Origin of the sequence: Gilliamella sp. B3023, from assembly GCF_026536845.1 — a bacterium.
In the GTDB taxonomy this organism is placed as follows: Bacteria; Pseudomonadota; Gammaproteobacteria; order Enterobacterales; family Orbaceae; genus Gilliamella; species Gilliamella apicola_E.
Genome location: NZ_JAFNNH010000016.1, coordinates 34,072 through 50,459, shown reverse-complemented (window position 1 = coordinate 50,459; position 16,388 = coordinate 34,072). Strand labels below are relative to the sequence as shown.

The 16,388-nt window shown below is 35.0% G+C and carries 16 protein-coding genes; 5 read left to right on the top strand and 11 right to left on the bottom strand.

The genetic code is table 11. From position 1 onward, the window contains the following. Positions 1 to 19: 19 nt before the first annotated feature. The 5 genes from mdoH to J3U16_RS09515 form a co-directional block, all read right to left on the bottom strand. Complete coding sequence (mdoH, locus tag J3U16_RS09535) at positions 20 to 2,374, bottom strand: glucans biosynthesis glucosyltransferase MdoH (protein WP_267342952.1); 2,355 nt, start codon at positions 2,372 to 2,374, stop codon at positions 20 to 22. Positions 2,375 to 2,395: 21 nt separating this feature from the next. Then, positions 2,396 to 3,955, bottom strand: a complete 1,560-nt coding sequence (locus tag J3U16_RS09530; protein WP_065563357.1) for a glucan biosynthesis protein G — start codon at positions 3,953 to 3,955, stop codon at positions 2,396 to 2,398. A 19-nt stretch (positions 3,956 to 3,974) separates the two neighbouring features. Next, complete coding sequence (locus J3U16_RS09525; protein ID WP_220225756.1) at positions 3,975 to 4,631, bottom strand: hypothetical protein; 657 nt, start codon at positions 4,629 to 4,631, stop codon at positions 3,975 to 3,977. Between the two features lie 166 nt (positions 4,632 to 4,797). Continuing rightward, positions 4,798 to 5,037 carry a YecH family metal-binding protein gene (locus tag J3U16_RS09520; protein WP_065563359.1) on the bottom strand — a complete coding sequence of 80 codons (240 nt, stop codon included), beginning with the start codon at positions 5,035 to 5,037 and terminating at the stop codon, positions 4,798 to 4,800. Between the two features lie 192 nt (positions 5,038 to 5,229). Next, on the bottom strand, positions 5,230 to 7,173 hold the full coding sequence (locus tag J3U16_RS09515) for an exoribonuclease II (RefSeq protein WP_267342950.1): 1,944 nt from the start codon (positions 7,171 to 7,173) through the stop codon (positions 5,230 to 5,232). A gap of 123 nt (positions 7,174 to 7,296) precedes the next feature. On the opposite strand from J3U16_RS09515, the gene J3U16_RS09510 reads away from it, so the two are divergent. Beyond that, the gene (locus J3U16_RS09510) at positions 7,297 to 8,034 is read left to right on the top strand and encodes an alpha/beta fold hydrolase (RefSeq protein WP_220225758.1); all 738 of its coding nucleotides are present in this window, start codon (positions 7,297 to 7,299) and stop codon (positions 8,032 to 8,034) included. Here J3U16_RS09510 and J3U16_RS09505 read toward each other — a convergent pair. Next, entirely contained in the window at positions 8,031 to 8,732 is a 702-nt protein-coding gene (locus J3U16_RS09505) for an HAD family hydrolase (RefSeq protein ID WP_267342949.1), read from the bottom strand. The genes J3U16_RS09510 and J3U16_RS09505 overlap by 4 nt on opposite strands. Before the next feature lie 203 nt (positions 8,733 to 8,935). Here J3U16_RS09505 and J3U16_RS09500 point away from each other — a divergent pair, with 203 nt between their 5' ends. Next, positions 8,936 to 9,823, top strand: coding sequence for a LysR family transcriptional regulator (locus J3U16_RS09500; protein WP_267342948.1), 888 nt, complete (start codon positions 8,936 to 8,938; stop codon positions 9,821 to 9,823). On the opposite strand, the gene J3U16_RS09495 is transcribed toward J3U16_RS09500, so the two are convergent. From J3U16_RS09495 to J3U16_RS09480, 4 genes are read right to left on the bottom strand one after another with little or no spacing between them, the layout of a single operon-like run. After that, on the bottom strand, positions 9,795 to 10,133 hold the full coding sequence (locus tag J3U16_RS09495) for a type IV pilus modification PilV family protein (RefSeq protein WP_267337725.1): 339 nt from the start codon (positions 10,131 to 10,133) through the stop codon (positions 9,795 to 9,797). The genes J3U16_RS09500 and J3U16_RS09495 overlap by 29 nt on opposite strands. Then, positions 10,126 to 10,509 (bottom strand): DUF2509 family protein, encoded by a 384-nt coding sequence (locus J3U16_RS09490; protein WP_267342961.1) that lies wholly within the window; start codon positions 10,507 to 10,509, stop codon positions 10,126 to 10,128. The genes J3U16_RS09495 and J3U16_RS09490 overlap by 8 nt, the downstream gene beginning before the upstream one ends. A gap of 40 nt (positions 10,510 to 10,549) precedes the next feature. Beyond that, positions 10,550 to 11,113 carry a prepilin peptidase-dependent protein gene (locus tag J3U16_RS09485; RefSeq protein ID WP_267337726.1) on the bottom strand — a complete coding sequence of 188 codons (564 nt, stop codon included), beginning with the start codon at positions 11,111 to 11,113 and terminating at the stop codon, positions 10,550 to 10,552. Beyond that, on the bottom strand, positions 11,107 to 11,583 hold the full coding sequence (locus J3U16_RS09480; protein WP_267337728.1) for a prepilin-type N-terminal cleavage/methylation domain-containing protein: 477 nt from the start codon (positions 11,581 to 11,583) through the stop codon (positions 11,107 to 11,109). Before J3U16_RS09480 ends, J3U16_RS09485 begins: the two co-directional genes overlap by 7 nt. Before the next feature lie 218 nt (positions 11,584 to 11,801). Here J3U16_RS09480 and dapD point away from each other — a divergent pair, with 218 nt between their 5' ends. From dapD to bglX, 3 genes are all read left to right on the top strand, one after another. Continuing rightward, entirely contained in the window at positions 11,802 to 12,626 is an 825-nt protein-coding gene (gene dapD / locus J3U16_RS09475; RefSeq protein ID WP_065563367.1) for a 2,3,4,5-tetrahydropyridine-2,6-dicarboxylate N-succinyltransferase, read from the top strand. 93 nt (positions 12,627 to 12,719) lie between these two features. Then, positions 12,720 to 13,211, top strand: coding sequence for a YajQ family cyclic di-GMP-binding protein (locus J3U16_RS09470; RefSeq protein ID WP_267342946.1), 492 nt, complete (start codon positions 12,720 to 12,722; stop codon positions 13,209 to 13,211). Positions 13,212 to 13,465: 254 nt separating this feature from the next. Beyond that, a complete protein-coding gene (gene bglX / locus J3U16_RS09465; protein ID WP_267342944.1) occupies positions 13,466 to 15,739 on the top strand; it encodes a beta-glucosidase BglX in 2,274 nt (757 codons plus the stop codon). Between the two features lie 165 nt (positions 15,740 to 15,904). Here the strand turns inward: bglX and J3U16_RS09460 are convergent, their stop codons facing one another. Continuing rightward, a complete protein-coding gene (locus J3U16_RS09460) occupies positions 15,905 to 16,369 on the bottom strand; it encodes an NfeD family protein (protein WP_065563370.1) in 465 nt (154 codons plus the stop codon). Positions 16,370 to 16,388: the final 19 nt, after the last annotated feature.

Sequence of the window (16,388 nt, the reverse complement as noted above, 5' to 3'; positions counted from 1 at the left end):
GGGCATTAAGCCCTATTTCTTATTGCTGGCATTCATTTTGCCACAATGTGAACAAATTGTCGTATTTTTCTTGTTGATGCCAGATATGGCGATGAAGTGCAGAAAGAATAATTGGATCTTCTAAGATCGCTAATTGTTGTTCTTTACTAATTTTTTCTAAATCCACTTGTTGATAATACTCAATAAGTTGTTTTCGCAACTGCTGATTTTTTGAGTTAGGTAAATGACGAGAAGTCGATAATGCACAGGCTAACGCATTATAAATTGGATCGACAAGCGCCATAATAAAGCCATGTTCAATAAAAGCAGCTTCGGTTTGGACTAAATAGTCACCAGTTAGTTTTACTGCTCGGGACGGATGGGTTTCTTCCGGTGTTAAGAATAACCCTGCTTTTTTGGCTTTCATACCAATACTTGATAAGCCAGAAATACGAACAACTAATGGTGAAATGGTTAATGGAATTAATATCGCTATATACCAATAAGTAAATTGAGGATTTAACCAAATAATCACACATAACCAAACTATGCCTAGTAGCGATAATGGCCAACAGAAGTAGAATGATTCGCCCCAAGTTAAGGCATCATCGTTTCTTGCTGGTGATTTCCATTGAATTTTGCTACCCAGCCATGCTTTAACCACAAACTTGCTGTGGAAGATCATGCGGATTGGTGCAAGGATCATCGACCATACCATTTCAATTAAAATCGATAATGATAATTTGAATATTCCACCCACATCTTTTGCACCTGTTCGAGCAATAATAATGCCATAACTAAACAGTTTAGGTGCAAATAGCAATACCATTGTGGTTGAAAGTAATTGAATAGCTAATTGTTCATCCCACTTTGGCCACGTTGGATAAAATTGGTTAGGTTGGAAGAAGTATTGTGGTTCAGATATATTGAACACTAATAATAAGAGAGTAGAGAAGATCAAGAAGATTAACCACAATAGTGACGAGATGTAAGCCATACCACTGGTTAAAAACATTACACGGTGAGTTAAAGTAATTCCACTTTTGAAGATTAATCGCAAATTAATCAAATTACCCATGCACCAGCGATTATCGCGTTTGAGATCTTCTATCATGTTTCCTGGTAGCTCTTCATAACTACCATTCATATCATACGCAATCCATACGCCATAACCTGCACGACGCATTAACGTCGCTTCAACTAAATCGTGCGATAAGATATGAATAGGGCCTTTACGTTTTTGTAATGGCGATAAAATACAGTGCTCAATAAATGGTTTTAGGCGAATCATAGCATTGTGACCCCAATATTGGGCTTCACTTAATTGCCAGAAGTGAGTACCTGAGCAAAAAATATCACTGTATATTTGATTGGCAAATTGTTGAATACGACCATATAAGGTTGTCATTCTGACCGATTTAGGCGGAGACTGTAAAATACCTGCTTTTGGATTCATTTCCATCATTGCGATCATTTTTAAGATACAATCACCGGTCATAATACTATCGGCATCAAGAATCATCATGTATTCATATTGGTGCCCCCAACGACGGCAGAAGTCATCGATGTTACCACTTTTACGTTTTACGCGACGCTTACGGTGGCGATAAAAGATATTACAACCATTGTCAGCTTTTTTAGCGTTAAATTCAGCCCATGCTTTTAATTCATTGACATAGAGATCGGGATCATTGGTGTCGCTTAGAATATAAAAATCACAACATTGCGCATGTCCTGTCTCAACTAGCGATTCATAAGTTGCTTCTAGCCCTGCAAATACCCGTGAAACATCTTCATTACAAATTGGCATGACTAATGCAGTACGATGTTTGGCGTCAATGTGGTTAGCGGGATCATTGGGGATGGCAATAGTGTAGCGATCTTTTTTGATCACCGCCAAAATAAGCCCCATGATGCTAGTCCAAAATCCTATTGAAATCCAACAAAATAGGATAGCAAATAAGGCAATGATAAAACCTTGTATGATATAAGGAATGATGCTGTAAATGGCAAGTTCTGGGTTGATATCCCAATTTGCCATAAAATTGATTTGTTGCCAGCTTTGGTAAGGTAATAAGGTTGATAAGTAAGTTGTGCCGTAATAAGTTTGTATGGCAATAAGCACAAACATAATTAAACGACGAATAAGTGCGATGATATTCAGACCAGGTTTGGATTGAGGACTATAACGTTCATTCCAAATTTGTGGTTGAACGGAAACACGCTCAACTTTTGGATAAGTTGGTTGTTGTTTTCTTTCATCATTAAAATGATCAGTTTTGCCAACTTGATTGAGTCGATATTTTAGAAATTCGAGTTTATCGTTTGGCAAGTCTTCCGATTTCTGACGCCAATATTCGGCGTCAGATAGGTTTTCGAAATAATCTTTTTTCATGTTATGTGCTTATTATTAAGATCATTGAGCCGGAAATTGTCCGCTCCAAGTTTCGGACACGATCGTATGTGATTTTTTCGACGATAATTGAAGGCGAATGTCAGTTGGTTTTTTGTTATCTTCAACGTTGAATCGCACTAGTACTCGCCAACCTTTTGTTACAGAGTTGTATTGTGTATCACAGCTAACTATTGAACCATTATTAATACTTGAAATAACGTCAACTGGGTCTTGCTCTGATAAGTTTGGACCAACAAAATCCACAACATAAGCATTAGAACCATCAAGTTTACGTATTAAGTTTGCTTGTTTTATATCACCTAATGATAAGCGCGTACTTTCTGCTCTAGCTTCATTTTTTGGATAACGTTGTTGTTCGTTGAGTGAATAATGTAATCGATATTTAACATCTAACACATCACCAGCTTTATATTGTTTTTCGGGTACCCAGTAGGTAACGATGTTGTCGTTGGTTTCATCTGCGGTAGGGATTTCAACCAATTCAACTCGACCTTTATGCCAATCATTCAATATTTCAACCCATACACTTGGACGAAGTTCGTAATGGTCGTCGAGATCTTGATAGTCATCAAAACCTTTGTCACGTTGAATTAAACCAAATGCTTTAGGGCTTTCTAAACTATATGATGAAAAAGATAAGCGTTTAGGATTATTTAATGGACGCCAAATCCACTCATTTTTGGCCTGAATTGAAAGTCCATTAGAATCGTGCATTGCTGGACGATAGTTTAATAGTGGTGATGGTTGGTTAGGGCCAAATAAGAACATACTAGTCAGTGGTGCCACACCAAGTTTTTTAACTGAATCACGGAAGAATACTTTGGCTTCTACAGTAATAGTAGTATCAACACTTGGGATTAAGGTAATTTTGTAAGCCCCTGTTACACTTTTAGAATCAAGTAGGGCATAAATGACTAAGTGTTTTTGATTTGGTTCTGGGCGTTCAATCCAATACTCTTTAAAACGTGGAAACTCTTCGCCAGACATTTCGCCTGTATCAATCGCAAGTCCACGAGCTGAAAGACCATAATGCTGATTTTTACCAACAGCACGAAAATAGCTACCACCTAGTGCGGTAAATATTTCATCGTCGGTTTTTGCTGGGTTATTGATTGGATAGTGCACTTTAAATCCAGCAAAGCCTAGTTTTTTAGTATCTAACTTATCTAAATTAATAGGACTTAAATCGAAGTAATCTGGGCTAAATTTAATTTCATTAACTTGATTGTTTACAATCTCATTAATTTTGACAGGTACATCAAAATACATGCCTTCATGATAAAATTCGAGTTTGAAACGACTTTTGCGATCGCTCCAATATGCTTTATCATGCTTAAAATAAATCTTTTGATAATCGGCAAATTGTAGTGACGATAATTCACTAGGAATATTTTTAGATGGTTGGACATAAGCTTTTTTTGATAGTTTTTCTGCTTGTGTCACAACATCGTTAAATGTAAAAGCCCATGAAGAAAAACTTAAACAAGATAAAGATGCGATACAAACTATCTTGCAAGTTAATGTTTTACTAAATCGACTAATAGGTAATAAATTGTACATAAAAAGACTCACTTGAGTATTATCTAAAAATATTGTTGTAATTGATAATATTGTCTTTAGGGCTACTTAAGCATTTTTCCATAAAGTCGCTTCTCATCTCTTGAAGAATACTTGGGTTTTCATCAATCAAAAAGTGAGAGTAGTTATCTTTGAGAATTTTAGCTTTTAAAGCGGCCAAATCTTGCACTGACATCTTAAATAAAGTTTGATAACTTTGGATTATATTATTGGTATCATTAGTATAAACTGCTTCAATAAAATCTGCTGACCATTGACAGTAATTTTTAACATTACTATCAGTTGGTGTGATTTTTTTCAACTCAAGATTATGTTCAGCTTGGTTTTCCTCGACGACTCTTTTAAGTTGAATGTCATATTTTAGCTTGTAGAATTCTTTGAGATAAAAATTTAGCACACAGGCAGATTGGTTGCTGTCACCTTTACAGTTTAAAATACCGTGTTTGGTTATATAGCTGTCAAAGTGTTTGTCTCCAACGAGTTGAAGTAATTGTTTTTTTGCGTCCACAACAAACGAATTATTTTGTTCAGATTGTTGCTTTAAAATCGCTAACTGATCAACTTTAGTTTTACCATCAGTTGAAGACGTATTGTTTTTTACACAGCCTGCGGCAAGAATAGAGACAATGGCGCATGTAAGGATATTACTTATTTTCATATATCAAATTCCACGAATATATTCTTGAGTTGTAATTTCAGGATGAGCAACTTACACTTTTTAGTGGAGCCGTAGCGCGAAATTATATACTCTTATTCTTTTAAAAACACTAGATGATTACATTAAATTTATAAAAACGCATTTATTATTCTTTTGTAAGTTTTTATTAATGTCGACATATTTTTCGAACATCGACGGTAAATTGTGAATCATCAATTGAAGCCGGCTTAAATTTTCCTTTTGCTTTTAAAAAGGCAATAAGTTGCTCGGCATTCATATCGGAGTTGGAACAGGTATGAAATTTAGCCTCGGTACCGAATTTTTTGTGTATGGCTTCAAGTAAAGATGATTCAGTATAATCATTCCCATCCATCATTTGTAACACTTCGTGGCCGTGAATTGACATCTTTTTTCCTCTCCATATAGCAGTTTAAACTAGCTTTATTTTTTATTTTTTTGAGCGGTGAAAGATAGCAGATATTATTATTAAAAAAAAGAGGATAAATGTTAAAAATATTATTAATATTTTTTAGCTTAACCCTGATAATTATCAGGGTTATTAATCATAGTTTGTAACTGATTAAATTGACTAGGAAATTTAAGAGTTAGATTCATTGAGTTTTACAATAACCGATAGATTTTCCATTTTAATTTCATGAATTTTAACAGTGATCAAATCAGCAATTTTGTATGCAGTTTCGCCTTTAATTTTAATTAGCCCTTCATCCGGACTAGTTGATATTTCATCGCGTACGGCATGAATCATTGACAGTGGTAAAAATGCTAATGCGCCAATATCATTTAAACGAACTCTTGCACCGCCACGGTTGATATCTAATATTTCCGCTGCGAACTCTTGTCCTATTTTGTTAGATAAATATTGGCAATAAAGGTTTTCGGCAATATCACGCTCAGCTAAACGTAATTTTTTACGTCTATCAGCCATGCTCTCTAATTGTTCGTTTGATGGAGCTGTTAAGGCTTCTGCTTTAAGCGAGGCTTTAAGTATACGATGGTTTATCATATCACCATATTTTCGAATTGGTGAAGTCCATGTTGCATAAGCATCAAATCCTAAACCAAAGTGAGGTTCTGGTTTTATAGAGAAATCAGCAGGTGTTTGGAACTTTCTTAATCGTGTTGATAAGAAGTCATTATCATCACTTAATCGGCGGAATTTAACATAGCCTTCAAATGAAGTAAGTGATTCTTTATCAAAATCTGTAATGCCATTGTCTGCTAATATTTTTAATATTTGTTCAATGTATTTGGTATCAAAGCCTGAATGAGTGTTAAATACGCCAGTACCTACGTTTTCTTTCAAATACATGGTGAGCGCTAAATTAGCGATAATCATCACTTCTTCAACAATATTATTGCCGATGCCACGTGATTCTTTAATGATTGTTTTTACTTGACGATTATTATCAAGGATAAATCGATAATCATTGTTCACTTTGAAAACTAACGCATTTTGTTGGCGCCAATTTATCCGTGTTTTTGCCAATTCTGATAATAATTTTAGTTGGTTTTTTATTGCCGCGTCATCGATATTTAAATCACCACGATTTTCTAAAAATTCAGACACATTGTGGTAAGAAAGCTTAGCTTTCGATTCAATCCATGCGGGTAAAAAACTGATATCATCATTCGTAAATTCGCCATTTTTATCAATTTTAATTTTACAAACCATAGCTGGACGTTTTTGATTAGCTTTTAATGAACAAAGATCGTCCGCTAACTGTTTTGGTAACATTGGAATATTAAAGTCGGGCAGATAGGTGGTAAAGTTTCGGTTTTTTGCGATATTGTCGATTTCACTATCTAGCTCAATATATGCGGTTGGATCAGCGATGGCGATCATTAGGTTATAATTACCCATATCATCTTGTGAAATGGTAATCGCATCGTCCATATCTTCGGTATTTTCACTGTCAATTGTAAAAAATTGAATATCCGTTAAATCTTGACGATTTTCTTTTTCAGTCTCTGAAATTGTTAAAGATTCAGCTTGTGGAGCTTTGTCTTCTAAATTATAACGAGCTAAAGTTTTAAGCCATAGTTGATAAATTGAATCAGCACTGGCAATAAATTTTGTTATTTCAGCAAGAAAATGATTTTTATTTTTTTCTAATGGATGAGATTGTAAGGTGGCAACAACCCAATCACCTTCTTTTAATTTTTGCTTTACTTCAGGATTAACTTTACAGCGAATGGCAAAATTGACAGGTATATTTTCGGGATAAATGACCATCGCATTATCTAAAAAACCAATTTTGCCAATAAATTTTTGTAAACTACTTTCAATTAATACTTCAGCTTCAAATGATGTTTTATCGTTAATGGTGGAAATAGTGCCAGAAACTTTATCACCATGACAAACCATTTTCATTTTCGAAACAGCAATAAAGTAGTCAGTTTTGTTGTCAACATTTAGAAAGCCAAAACCTTTTTCATGCGCTCGGACGATACCTTCAACACGAGGTTTTTGTTCATATAATTCTTTTTTTAGTTGGGCTAGTAAAGGGTTATTTTGAAACATAGTTTTTAATATTAATTGAAAAATTTGAACTAAATTCTATCATAGTTATGCTTTTGGGGTTATTGAATTGTTTATTAGTGATGACGAAACAGTCTTAATTACAATAAATTGTAGAGTGGCATAATGAAATTAAACTATAAAATACAGGGTGATAATCAACCAATTTTATTGATGCATGGTTTATTTGGAAGCCTAGATAATTTAAATATGTTAGCTAAAGATCTGTCTAGTCATTACCAAACTATTCAGGTTGATTTGCGCAATCATGGTCAATCTCCATGGTCAAATGTCATGAATTATGAAGTGATGGCTGAAGATGTTGCTGAGTTATGTCATGATTTGCAGTTACAAAATATTATATTAATCGGCCATTCAATGGGAGGAAAAGTTGCCATGCAATTAAGCCAACTTATTCCTGTTTCTAAAATCTGTGTCATTGATATTGCGCCAGTTAAATATACTCAAACGGCAAATGCACCTGTTCTTAACGCTTTAGAAAAATGTATTAATCAACAATTAACTGATAAAAAGCAGATTATTGAACTTATGCATGATTTAAGTGCCCCGACCATTTCATTTTTACTTAAATCTTTTAAACATCAGCATTGGTTGTTTAATGCTCAAGTCATTATTGATCAATATGACAATATATGCGATTGGCACACAATTTCACCTTGTAACGTACCGACATTATTCATCCGAGGTGGAAATTCAAACTATATTACTGATAAGGATTATCCAGCAATATTTAGCCAATTTCCAAATGCTCAAATTGAAATAGTAGAAGGTGCGGGTCATAATGTTCATGCAGAAAAAACTCAGCAAGTTTTACAACTTTTACATACAAAAAGCTTCATCTAATCGATTGTGGTTGATGCATTGTTTAAAATGAGCTTATGGTCGTCATCCAACACAATAATGCTATCATTTATCACGTTAACTTTTGAAAAGTCTGGGATCGCAGTTTGTGCTCCGTGTTTGATAAGCTCAGCATCGCCTATTCCAACACAATAGGCGCCAGCTTCAACTGCTGAAGTCACGCCACTTATTGAGTCTTCAAATACTAACGTTTCAGCGGGTGGTAGCATAAGGCGTTTAGCGCCAAGAAGATAAGGATCGGGGTAGGGTTTTCCACGAGCCACATCGTTTCGTTCCACTATCACAGAAATACATTCCTGAATATTCAGCATTGCCATTATTCGATCTATTTTTTCGCGCCAACCACTGGTTACAATCCCCACCCTAATTTTGGCTTTCGCTAAGGCATGTATTAATTGTGCAACACCTGGTATTGGATCATAATCAGCAGTATTTTCAGCGTGCATGATATAGTCTTGAACACTTTTTTGCGCTTCAGTTGATAGATGCCCAAACAGTGCTTTAATCGTATGTGGCCCGGGTTGGCCATGAATATGTTTAATAATATCGTCATCCTTGACGGTTATTCCATATAACTTGCCAGCCTCAATCCACGCTTTTTCAATAACGGTATTTGAATCAATTAGAACCCCATCCATATCAAATAAAACCGCAGAAATTTTTTTTATTGCCTTACTCATAAGTTTTTTACCCCGTACGTTAACCTTAGCCGAGAATTTAACTATTTACATTGAATCTTTGGACTTATAGAAGAGCGTCCATTTAACAATAAACATCTTAATTTTATTCATAACTAATTGTACTTATTGAAATTAATATAAATAGTAAAAGTAATTATGTATAATGAAAAAAATGACTGATTTGATAACAATTAGGAATGGATATGGACATTGAAATGAAGTTGCTACGAGCTTTCGTCGCACTTGTTGAGGTAGGGAATTACCGTGTCGCTTCTGAGCAATTATTTATAACACAACCCGCGTTAACTAAACAAATTCAAGCATTTGAACGAGCAATTGATCGAAGACTGTTTATTCGTGGTCGGAATGGCGCAAAGTTAACTGAAGTTGGGAAGGCGCTATATCCTGAAGTTAAAAAGCTATTACAACAGAATAAGAAATTTTTACTCTTTGCTAATAATATTAAAAAAAACATGAATGGAGTTCTTTCAATCGGTTTTGGCATATCTTGTTTTCAACATGTTCCTAAATGGATTCGAACTTTTTCTGAAAGAAATCCGCAATGCCATGTTTCAGCAAAACAACTTCCCTCAAACGAGCAAATTACTCTGCTAATGCAGGGGGAATTAGATATTGGTTTTGTCCGTATGCCTGTGCCAGAGTCATTGAGTTCAATTATGTTATTTAAAGAGTATATCGTGCTAGCAGTTCCAAATAATCTAAAAGTCAGTAGGAACAATCTTAAAGATGTACTAGAAACGCATCCCTTATTACATATAAATCCCTGCTTGGCGCCTTGTTTGACCGAGCAAACAAAATTATTACTTGAGGCTATAAACGCTATACCAAAACAGGGTGGGGCGACGAATGATCTTCCCTCTCTTTTGGCTTTAATTGCTGCCAAAAATGGCATTGCTTTTGTGCCCGCTAGTGTTTGTCATTTTCTACCTAAAGGTGTAAAACTTGTTACGCTTGAATTAGCTCAAACAGGATGGGATATTGCGGTTGCATGGAATGAAAAAATTGAAAATAAACAGCGTAATTTATTTTTAGAAATGAACATCAATCACATAACAAACGTTGTTGTTTAATCGTTTTATGATTCGGTGGGGTAATATCAATAAAAACCATTTTACAAGGTGCACTATAAGGTTGGCTGTAAACTTGATATTGCCACTCTTTTGGTATGATTTTATCTACCGTATGAGGGTAACTATCAAGTAAAGCAAACGCCATTTGCTGTGCTTTGAAATGTTGATGAAAATAGTGGTGTTGATGAATAATTGAGGTTAAATAACGAATAAAACCCAGCATGATGATGGCAAACATTAAACATGACAACATAACTTCAATTAAACTAAAGCCAGCTGTTTTTTTATTACTTATATTTTTACTATTCACAATCAATCATCTTCTTTTCAGGGCAATAATCTAACCAATGACCTTTTTCAACAATAAGTTGGTTATCTTCAAAATGCGTTAAGATATAAAGGTAATAATCATCATTAGCCTGTCCACGTACTAGGGTGTAGTTATCCACTTTTAATCGCGATTTTTTTATACATGCTTTTAATTGATATTGAGTATCAGATAAGCATTGCCACTCTTCAGTTGGCGGTTGCCAAATTTGTTTGGTTGCCCAATTTAAACTGGAACTAGCTTGATTAAACTGACGATAATATTGGATTTCAATCAAATAGCTCCTTTTTATCGAATCAATGGTAATTTGAAACCCCGTTAGTAAAAGAAGTCCAACAATGGTCAATATGATCACCATCAAAAGCGTGCTAAAGCCATCATATTGAGTTACTGAACGATTAAAAGGGATTTTCATTTTTAATAATGGTTGTTGTTTGATATTTAATTTTTTTGTTTTTCTTCAATTGAGCACTAATATCTATCTCAAAATGATTATTTTGTTTTTTGATTGAAAATTGAGTGATTTTAATGTCGTGAGGATCGAAAATTTTCTCCCAATTGACACCTTCGCAATTGATTGTTCCAACCTTATATTCCAAATTATTATTATAAAGCCGATACGCAAAGATATCTGATTTGGTTGGAATAGTCGTATTATGAACCCAATCATTGCGGATCTCGCTATCGTAACGGAAGATATAGCAATTTTTTGCTAGATTGATTTCAATTGGTTGCTGACTCATCTTTTCTGGTTTATTGGCGATAAACCCAGCACGTTTCAAATCTTTGGAAATACTAACAATACCTTGATGAATATTCCTTTGTAGATGAGTATTAAGATTTTGCTGAAGTATAATCGATTGTAATTTACTATAAAAAGCTGTAATGCCAATAAAAATTAAGCTAGAAAAGGTGATGCTTAACATCATTTCAAATAACGAAAATCCATCTTGCTTTAACATCGCGGCAGCCCTGGTAAATAACTATTTTTCTTACAAAACCGAATCCGCCCTCGATATGAAATAATAATTTGTGTGGTGCCAATGGCATTATGCAATTCGAATGTACCGGTTTGAGCCATATTTTTTCGCCCCCAAAAAGAGATGGTTTTTTTATCGGCTAAATCATTTAATTCAACAGAATTGTTAGGTTTAATAAAATAGCTAGAGCCTTCTTGGCAAGTCGCTGGTTTTTCGCCTTTGCTGATGCTTAAGCACCAAGGCGTCAAAAAATAATAGATGTGGACATTTTCGTTAGCGTTATAAGCTTTGGCTTGGACTTCCTCCAGAAAATAGGCTAGCTGTTTTGTGGTAGTAGTAAGTTCGTTACGGAGCTGTAATTCCTTCCAATGTTGCACGCCTATTGAAGCCAAAATAGCACCAATACAGATAACAAATAAAAGTTCTACTAAAGAAAATCCATCGTTTTGCATTATTTTTTGTTACAAGATTTAATGAGGATTCAACTTTATATTCAAAGAAAACAACTGTATTAAATATTGTTCAGATTTTGTGAAAGGTATTCCAAATAATTTATCCTTTTTGAGAAATCTCAATGATACGATAAACCACTTAAAAATAACTGCATATTATATTATACTGTTTGCCCAATTAAATTTGCTAACGGACTTAAAGTTAAAGGAAACGAGAAATGCAACAATTACAAACTATTATTGAGGCAGCATTTGAACGTCGTGCTGAAATTACACCTTCAAATGTTGATACTGTAACACGTGATGCAATTAATCAATGTATCGCTCTATTAGACAGCGGTAAAATGCGTGTCGCGGAAAAGATTAATGGCGATTGGGTGACTCATCAATGGTTAAAAAAAGCGGTATTGCTCTCTTTCCGTATTAATGAAAATCAACTTATTGATGGTGGCGCAACAAATTATTATGACAAAGTGCCATTAAAATTTGCTGATTATGATGAAGCTCGCTTCCAACAAGAAGGCTTCCGTGTAGTTCCATCAGCAATTGCGCGTAAAGGTGCTTATGTTGCTCGTAATACCGTATTAATGCCATCTTACGTAAATATCGGTGCTTATGTTGATGAAGGCACGATGGTTGATACTTGGGTAACAGTTGGTTCATGTGCACAAATTGGTAAAAATGTTCACTTATCTGGTGGTGTTGGTATTGGTGGTGTGTTAGAACCATTACAAGCAAACCCAACTATTATCGAAGATAACTGTTTCATTGGTGCTCGTAGTGAAATCGTTGAAGGTGTGATTGTTGAAGAAGGCAGTGTGATCTCAATGGGCGTATTTATTGGTCAAAGTACTAAAATTTATGATCGAGCAACTGGTGAAGTTCATTACGGACGTGTTCCAGCTGGTTCGGTTGTGGTATCAGGTAACTTACCAACTAAAGATGGCAAATATAGCCTTTATTGTGCAGTTATTGTGAAAAAAGTCGATGCTAAAACTTTAGGTAAAGTTGGTATCAACGAATTACTTCGTACTATCGATTAATCTTAATAATAATGCCGCCGTAAATATTGTGGCGGCAATTAAAAGAGTTGTTTAAAATAAGTAATATTTATAACGATTAGAAGAGGAAAATTTATGCCTTCTTTTGATATTGTGTCAGAAATTCAAATACCAGAAGTTAAAAACGGTGTCGACAATGCGACTCGTGAACTGACCACTCGTTGGGACTTCAAAAATGTCGAAGCATCTTTCGAGCTCAATGAAAAAAATGAAACCATCAAAGCAACTAGCCAATCCGATTTCCAAGTTCAACAGCTATTGGATATTTTACGTGATAAGTTGGCTAAACGTGGTATTGATGGCGGAGCGCTAGAAATTCCGGAAGAGCTGGAACATAGCGGAAAATTTTATAGTATTACTGTCAAACTAAAACAAGGTATCGATAAAGAGTTAGCTAAAAAAATAGTTAAGCTGATTAAAGACAGTAAACTTAAAGTGCAAGCTCAAGTACAAGGTGAGCAGGTTCGCGTTACAGGTAAGTCTCGTGATGATTTACAAGCAACCATGGCACTAGTCAAAAATGGTGAATTAGGGCAACCTTTCCAATTTACTAATTTCCGCGATTAATAGATCTTCATTCATTATTATTGCCGACTTGATGATTCACTTTTAAAGCATTTTTCGGCAATATTTTTTTATCTATTTCCTTAATAAATCTTAAAAAAAGTTGAGGAACGCACTTTTTGAAGCTTAAATTTTTAAGAATAAATGCTTTTATCTTTATTTTTAGGGATGCTATTTCTAAATAACGAGATTTTTTTAGTTAAATACGTTATGCTATCCGCTTGTCTATCCTCTTAAATTTAAAAATACTTATTATTATGAAAAAATTCGTATTATTTCTCGTTTTTTTTATTTTTTCATCTCCTTTATTTGCTCAAAATCCCAATAGTGAAGAAAAGAAAGCGTTTATTGATGATTTGATGTCAAAGATGACGATTAAAGAGAAAGTAGGGCAACTGCGATTAATCAGTGTGGGTGGCGATCTTACACTAGACAAAGTCCTTGACCAAATTGAAGCGGGTGAAATTGGTGGTATTTTTAATACTGTAGTTGAGCCCGATCTATCACAAATGCAAGAAAGAGCATTAAAATCGCCGAATAAAATCCCTGTTTATTTTGGTTTTGACATTATTCATGGTCATCGTACGGTATTTCCTATTAATTTAGGGATTGCTGCAACTTGGGATCGTGATGCGATAGGTAAAGTTGCTGAAGTATCGTCTGATGAAGCAACTTCTGATGGGCTTAATGTAACTTGGGCGCCAATGGTCGATATTACGCGAGATCCAAGGTGGGGCCGAGTGTCAGAAGGATTTGGTGAAGATCCTTATTTAGCGTCGGAAGCAGGACGTATTTTTGTCGAAAAAATGCAAAAACAGTCTCTTGAGGATAAAAAATCATTAGTGACAACCGTTAAGCATTTTGCGCTATATGGTGCGGTTGAAGCTGGTCGTGAATATAATAGTACGGATATGAGTGAACGAAAAATGTTCCAAGAATATCTTGTACCATATAAAGCGGCTGTAGATGCAGGCAGCCGAGCGGTTATGGTTGCACTTGTTAGTGTAAACGGTATTCCTGCTACCTCTAATCATTGGTTATTAACCGAGGTGCTGCGTGATCAATGGCATTTTGATGGTGTAGTGGTTAGTGATCATGGTGCTATTCGTGAATTAATTAATCACGGTGTGGCAAAAGACGCTAAAGATGCAGTTAGAATTGCGATCCTAGCTGGTATTGATATCAGTATGAATGATGAGTATTTTTTACAGTTTATACCAGAACTAGTTAATGAAGGTGCAATCTCTCAAGAGCAGATTAACCAAGCGTGTCGTCATGTATTAGAACTGAAATATGATATGGGATTATTTAAAAATCCTCATCGAAATTTAGATCCTAATTTTGATATTGAAACCATGTTCGCCAACGATCGTTTACATCGTGCAGAAGCAAGGGATGTTGCGCGTCGTAGTATTGTATTGTTAAAAAATGAAAACAATGTTTTACCGTTGAGCAAAAATAAAAAAATTGCGGTGATTGGACCGTTAGCAGATTCAAAACGCGATATTTTGGGTAGTTGGTCTGGTGCTGGGCGAGCTAATTTAGCCGTAACCCCTTTGGAAGGGATTAAGAATGCTGTGGTTAATCCAAAATTAGTGAGTTATGCATGGGGTGCCAATATTTCGGATGATCCAAATCTTTATAAATTCTTAAATTTATATGAAGAGATCACTAAATTTGATAAAAGACCTGCTGATAAAATGATTGCCGAAGCGGTTGCTCAAGCTAAAAGATCAGATGCTGTTGTTTTATTTGTTGGCGAAGCCGAAGGGATGGCGCATGAATCATCAAGCCGAACTGACCTCAATTTACAAGCAAGCCAAAAACGTTTAATTACAGCATTAAAAGCAACAGGTAAACCACTAATTATTGCATTGATGAATGGGCGCCCACTTACCGTGAAAGAAGAATATGAACAAGCCGATGCGATGCTTGAAACTTGGTTTTTAGGTACTGAAGGTGGTAATGCTGTAGCTGATGTTCTCTTTGGTGATTATAACCCATCAGGTAAATTACCGATGTCTTTCCCAGATAATGTTGGTCAAATTCCTGTTTATTATGGTCAATTAAATACTGGTCGACCTCATGGTACGGTCAATATGGGTAAATACACCACTTCTTATTTTGATAGTCCAAACGAACCGTTATTTCCATTTGGTTATGGTTTGAGTTATACCAATTTTACGATTGATTTTTCACTATCAAAAACTGAAATGTCGCCAAATGGTGAAATCGAAGTGATAGCCAATGTAGAAAATACTGGTGATAGAGAGGGGACGCAAGTTGTCCAATTATACTTACAAGATGTGACTGCTTCAGTTAGCCGTCCTGTCAAAGAGTTAGTTGGATTTGAGAAAATAGCACTTAAACCTCACGAAAAAGGCCAAGTAAAATTTGTTATCAAATATGACATGTTAAAATTCTGGAATGACAAAATGCAATATGTTGCAGAACCAGGTAAATTTAATGTGTTTGTAGGCTCAGATTCGACAACCAAACAAAAGCAAACATTCACTTTACTTGATAAATAAACACAAAAACCGTCGGTTTTAATCGACGGTTTAGTTCTTTTATTCAATCTTTCAATCTTTCAACCTTTAAGACTAATATATAAGATTATTTACTGGTATCGTTTACGTTTTTAAGGTAAAAAAATACGAGTCAATGACTCGTATTTAATCCATTTATTATTACAATTATCTATTGAGTGCTTTTACTTTCAGAACTAATCCATCAACAGCAATCACTTCAACAGGTTGTCCAACTTCTAGATCTTGGTTACATTTTGCTGACCATGTGCCATCTTTTATTTTTACCCGACCCGAACCATTAATTATAGCCTCGGTAACGATGGTTTTGATTCCGATTAATTCTTGTTGGGGTTGATTGATTTCACTTTTACCAGATTTATCTTTACCATGTTTTTTTAACCACACCCACCAAAGATAAGCCGATACCAAAGTAAAAATAGCAAATAAAATCCATAGAATCGGCCAAGATAAAGGGACAACCCAAGCTATTAAACCAACAACAATGGCTGCAATCCCACTCCAAAGCCCATATCCGGAAGTTCCCAATAGCTCAAGGATCAGTAAAATACCACCTAAAGCAATAAATACCCAGTGAGGATAATCATAAATAACCGTTAAAAAATCAGTCATTGATTGTTACCTAATTTAT

Bases quoted from the DNA above. Each gene is read 5' to 3' on its own strand.
- mdoH (WP_267342952.1), bottom strand. From the start codon at position 2,374: ATGAAAAAAGATTATTTCGAAAACCTATCTGACGCCGAATATTGGCGT.
- J3U16_RS09530 (WP_065563357.1), bottom strand. From the start codon at position 3,955: ATGTACAATTTATTACCTATTAGTCGATTTAGTAAAACATTAACTTGC.
- J3U16_RS09525 (WP_220225756.1), bottom strand. From the start codon at position 4,631: ATGAAAATAAGTAATATCCTTACATGCGCCATTGTCTCTATTCTTGCC.
- J3U16_RS09520 (WP_065563359.1), bottom strand. From the start codon at position 5,037: ATGTCAATTCACGGCCACGAAGTGTTACAAATGATGGATGGGAATGAT.
- J3U16_RS09515 (WP_267342950.1), bottom strand. From the start codon at position 7,173: ATGTTTCAAAATAACCCTTTACTAGCCCAACTAAAAAAAGAATTATAT.
- J3U16_RS09510 (WP_220225758.1), top strand. From the start codon at position 7,297: ATGAAATTAAACTATAAAATACAGGGTGATAATCAACCAATTTTATTG.
- J3U16_RS09505 (WP_267342949.1), bottom strand. From the start codon at position 8,732: ATGAGTAAGGCAATAAAAAAAATTTCTGCGGTTTTATTTGATATGGAT.
- J3U16_RS09500 (WP_267342948.1), top strand. From the start codon at position 8,936: ATGGACATTGAAATGAAGTTGCTACGAGCTTTCGTCGCACTTGTTGAG.
- J3U16_RS09490 (WP_267342961.1), bottom strand. From the start codon at position 10,509: ATGGTGATCATATTGACCATTGTTGGACTTCTTTTACTAACGGGGTTT.
- J3U16_RS09485 (WP_267337726.1), bottom strand. From the start codon at position 11,113: ATGTTAAAGCAAGATGGATTTTCGTTATTTGAAATGATGTTAAGCATC.
- J3U16_RS09480 (WP_267337728.1), bottom strand. From the start codon at position 11,583: ATGCAAAACGATGGATTTTCTTTAGTAGAACTTTTATTTGTTATCTGT.
- dapD (WP_065563367.1), top strand. From the start codon at position 11,802: ATGCAACAATTACAAACTATTATTGAGGCAGCATTTGAACGTCGTGCT.
- J3U16_RS09470 (WP_267342946.1), top strand. From the start codon at position 12,720: ATGCCTTCTTTTGATATTGTGTCAGAAATTCAAATACCAGAAGTTAAA.
- bglX (WP_267342944.1), top strand. From the start codon at position 13,466: ATGAAAAAATTCGTATTATTTCTCGTTTTTTTTATTTTTTCATCTCCT.
- J3U16_RS09460 (WP_065563370.1), bottom strand. From the start codon at position 16,369: ATGACTGATTTTTTAACGGTTATTTATGATTATCCTCACTGGGTATTT.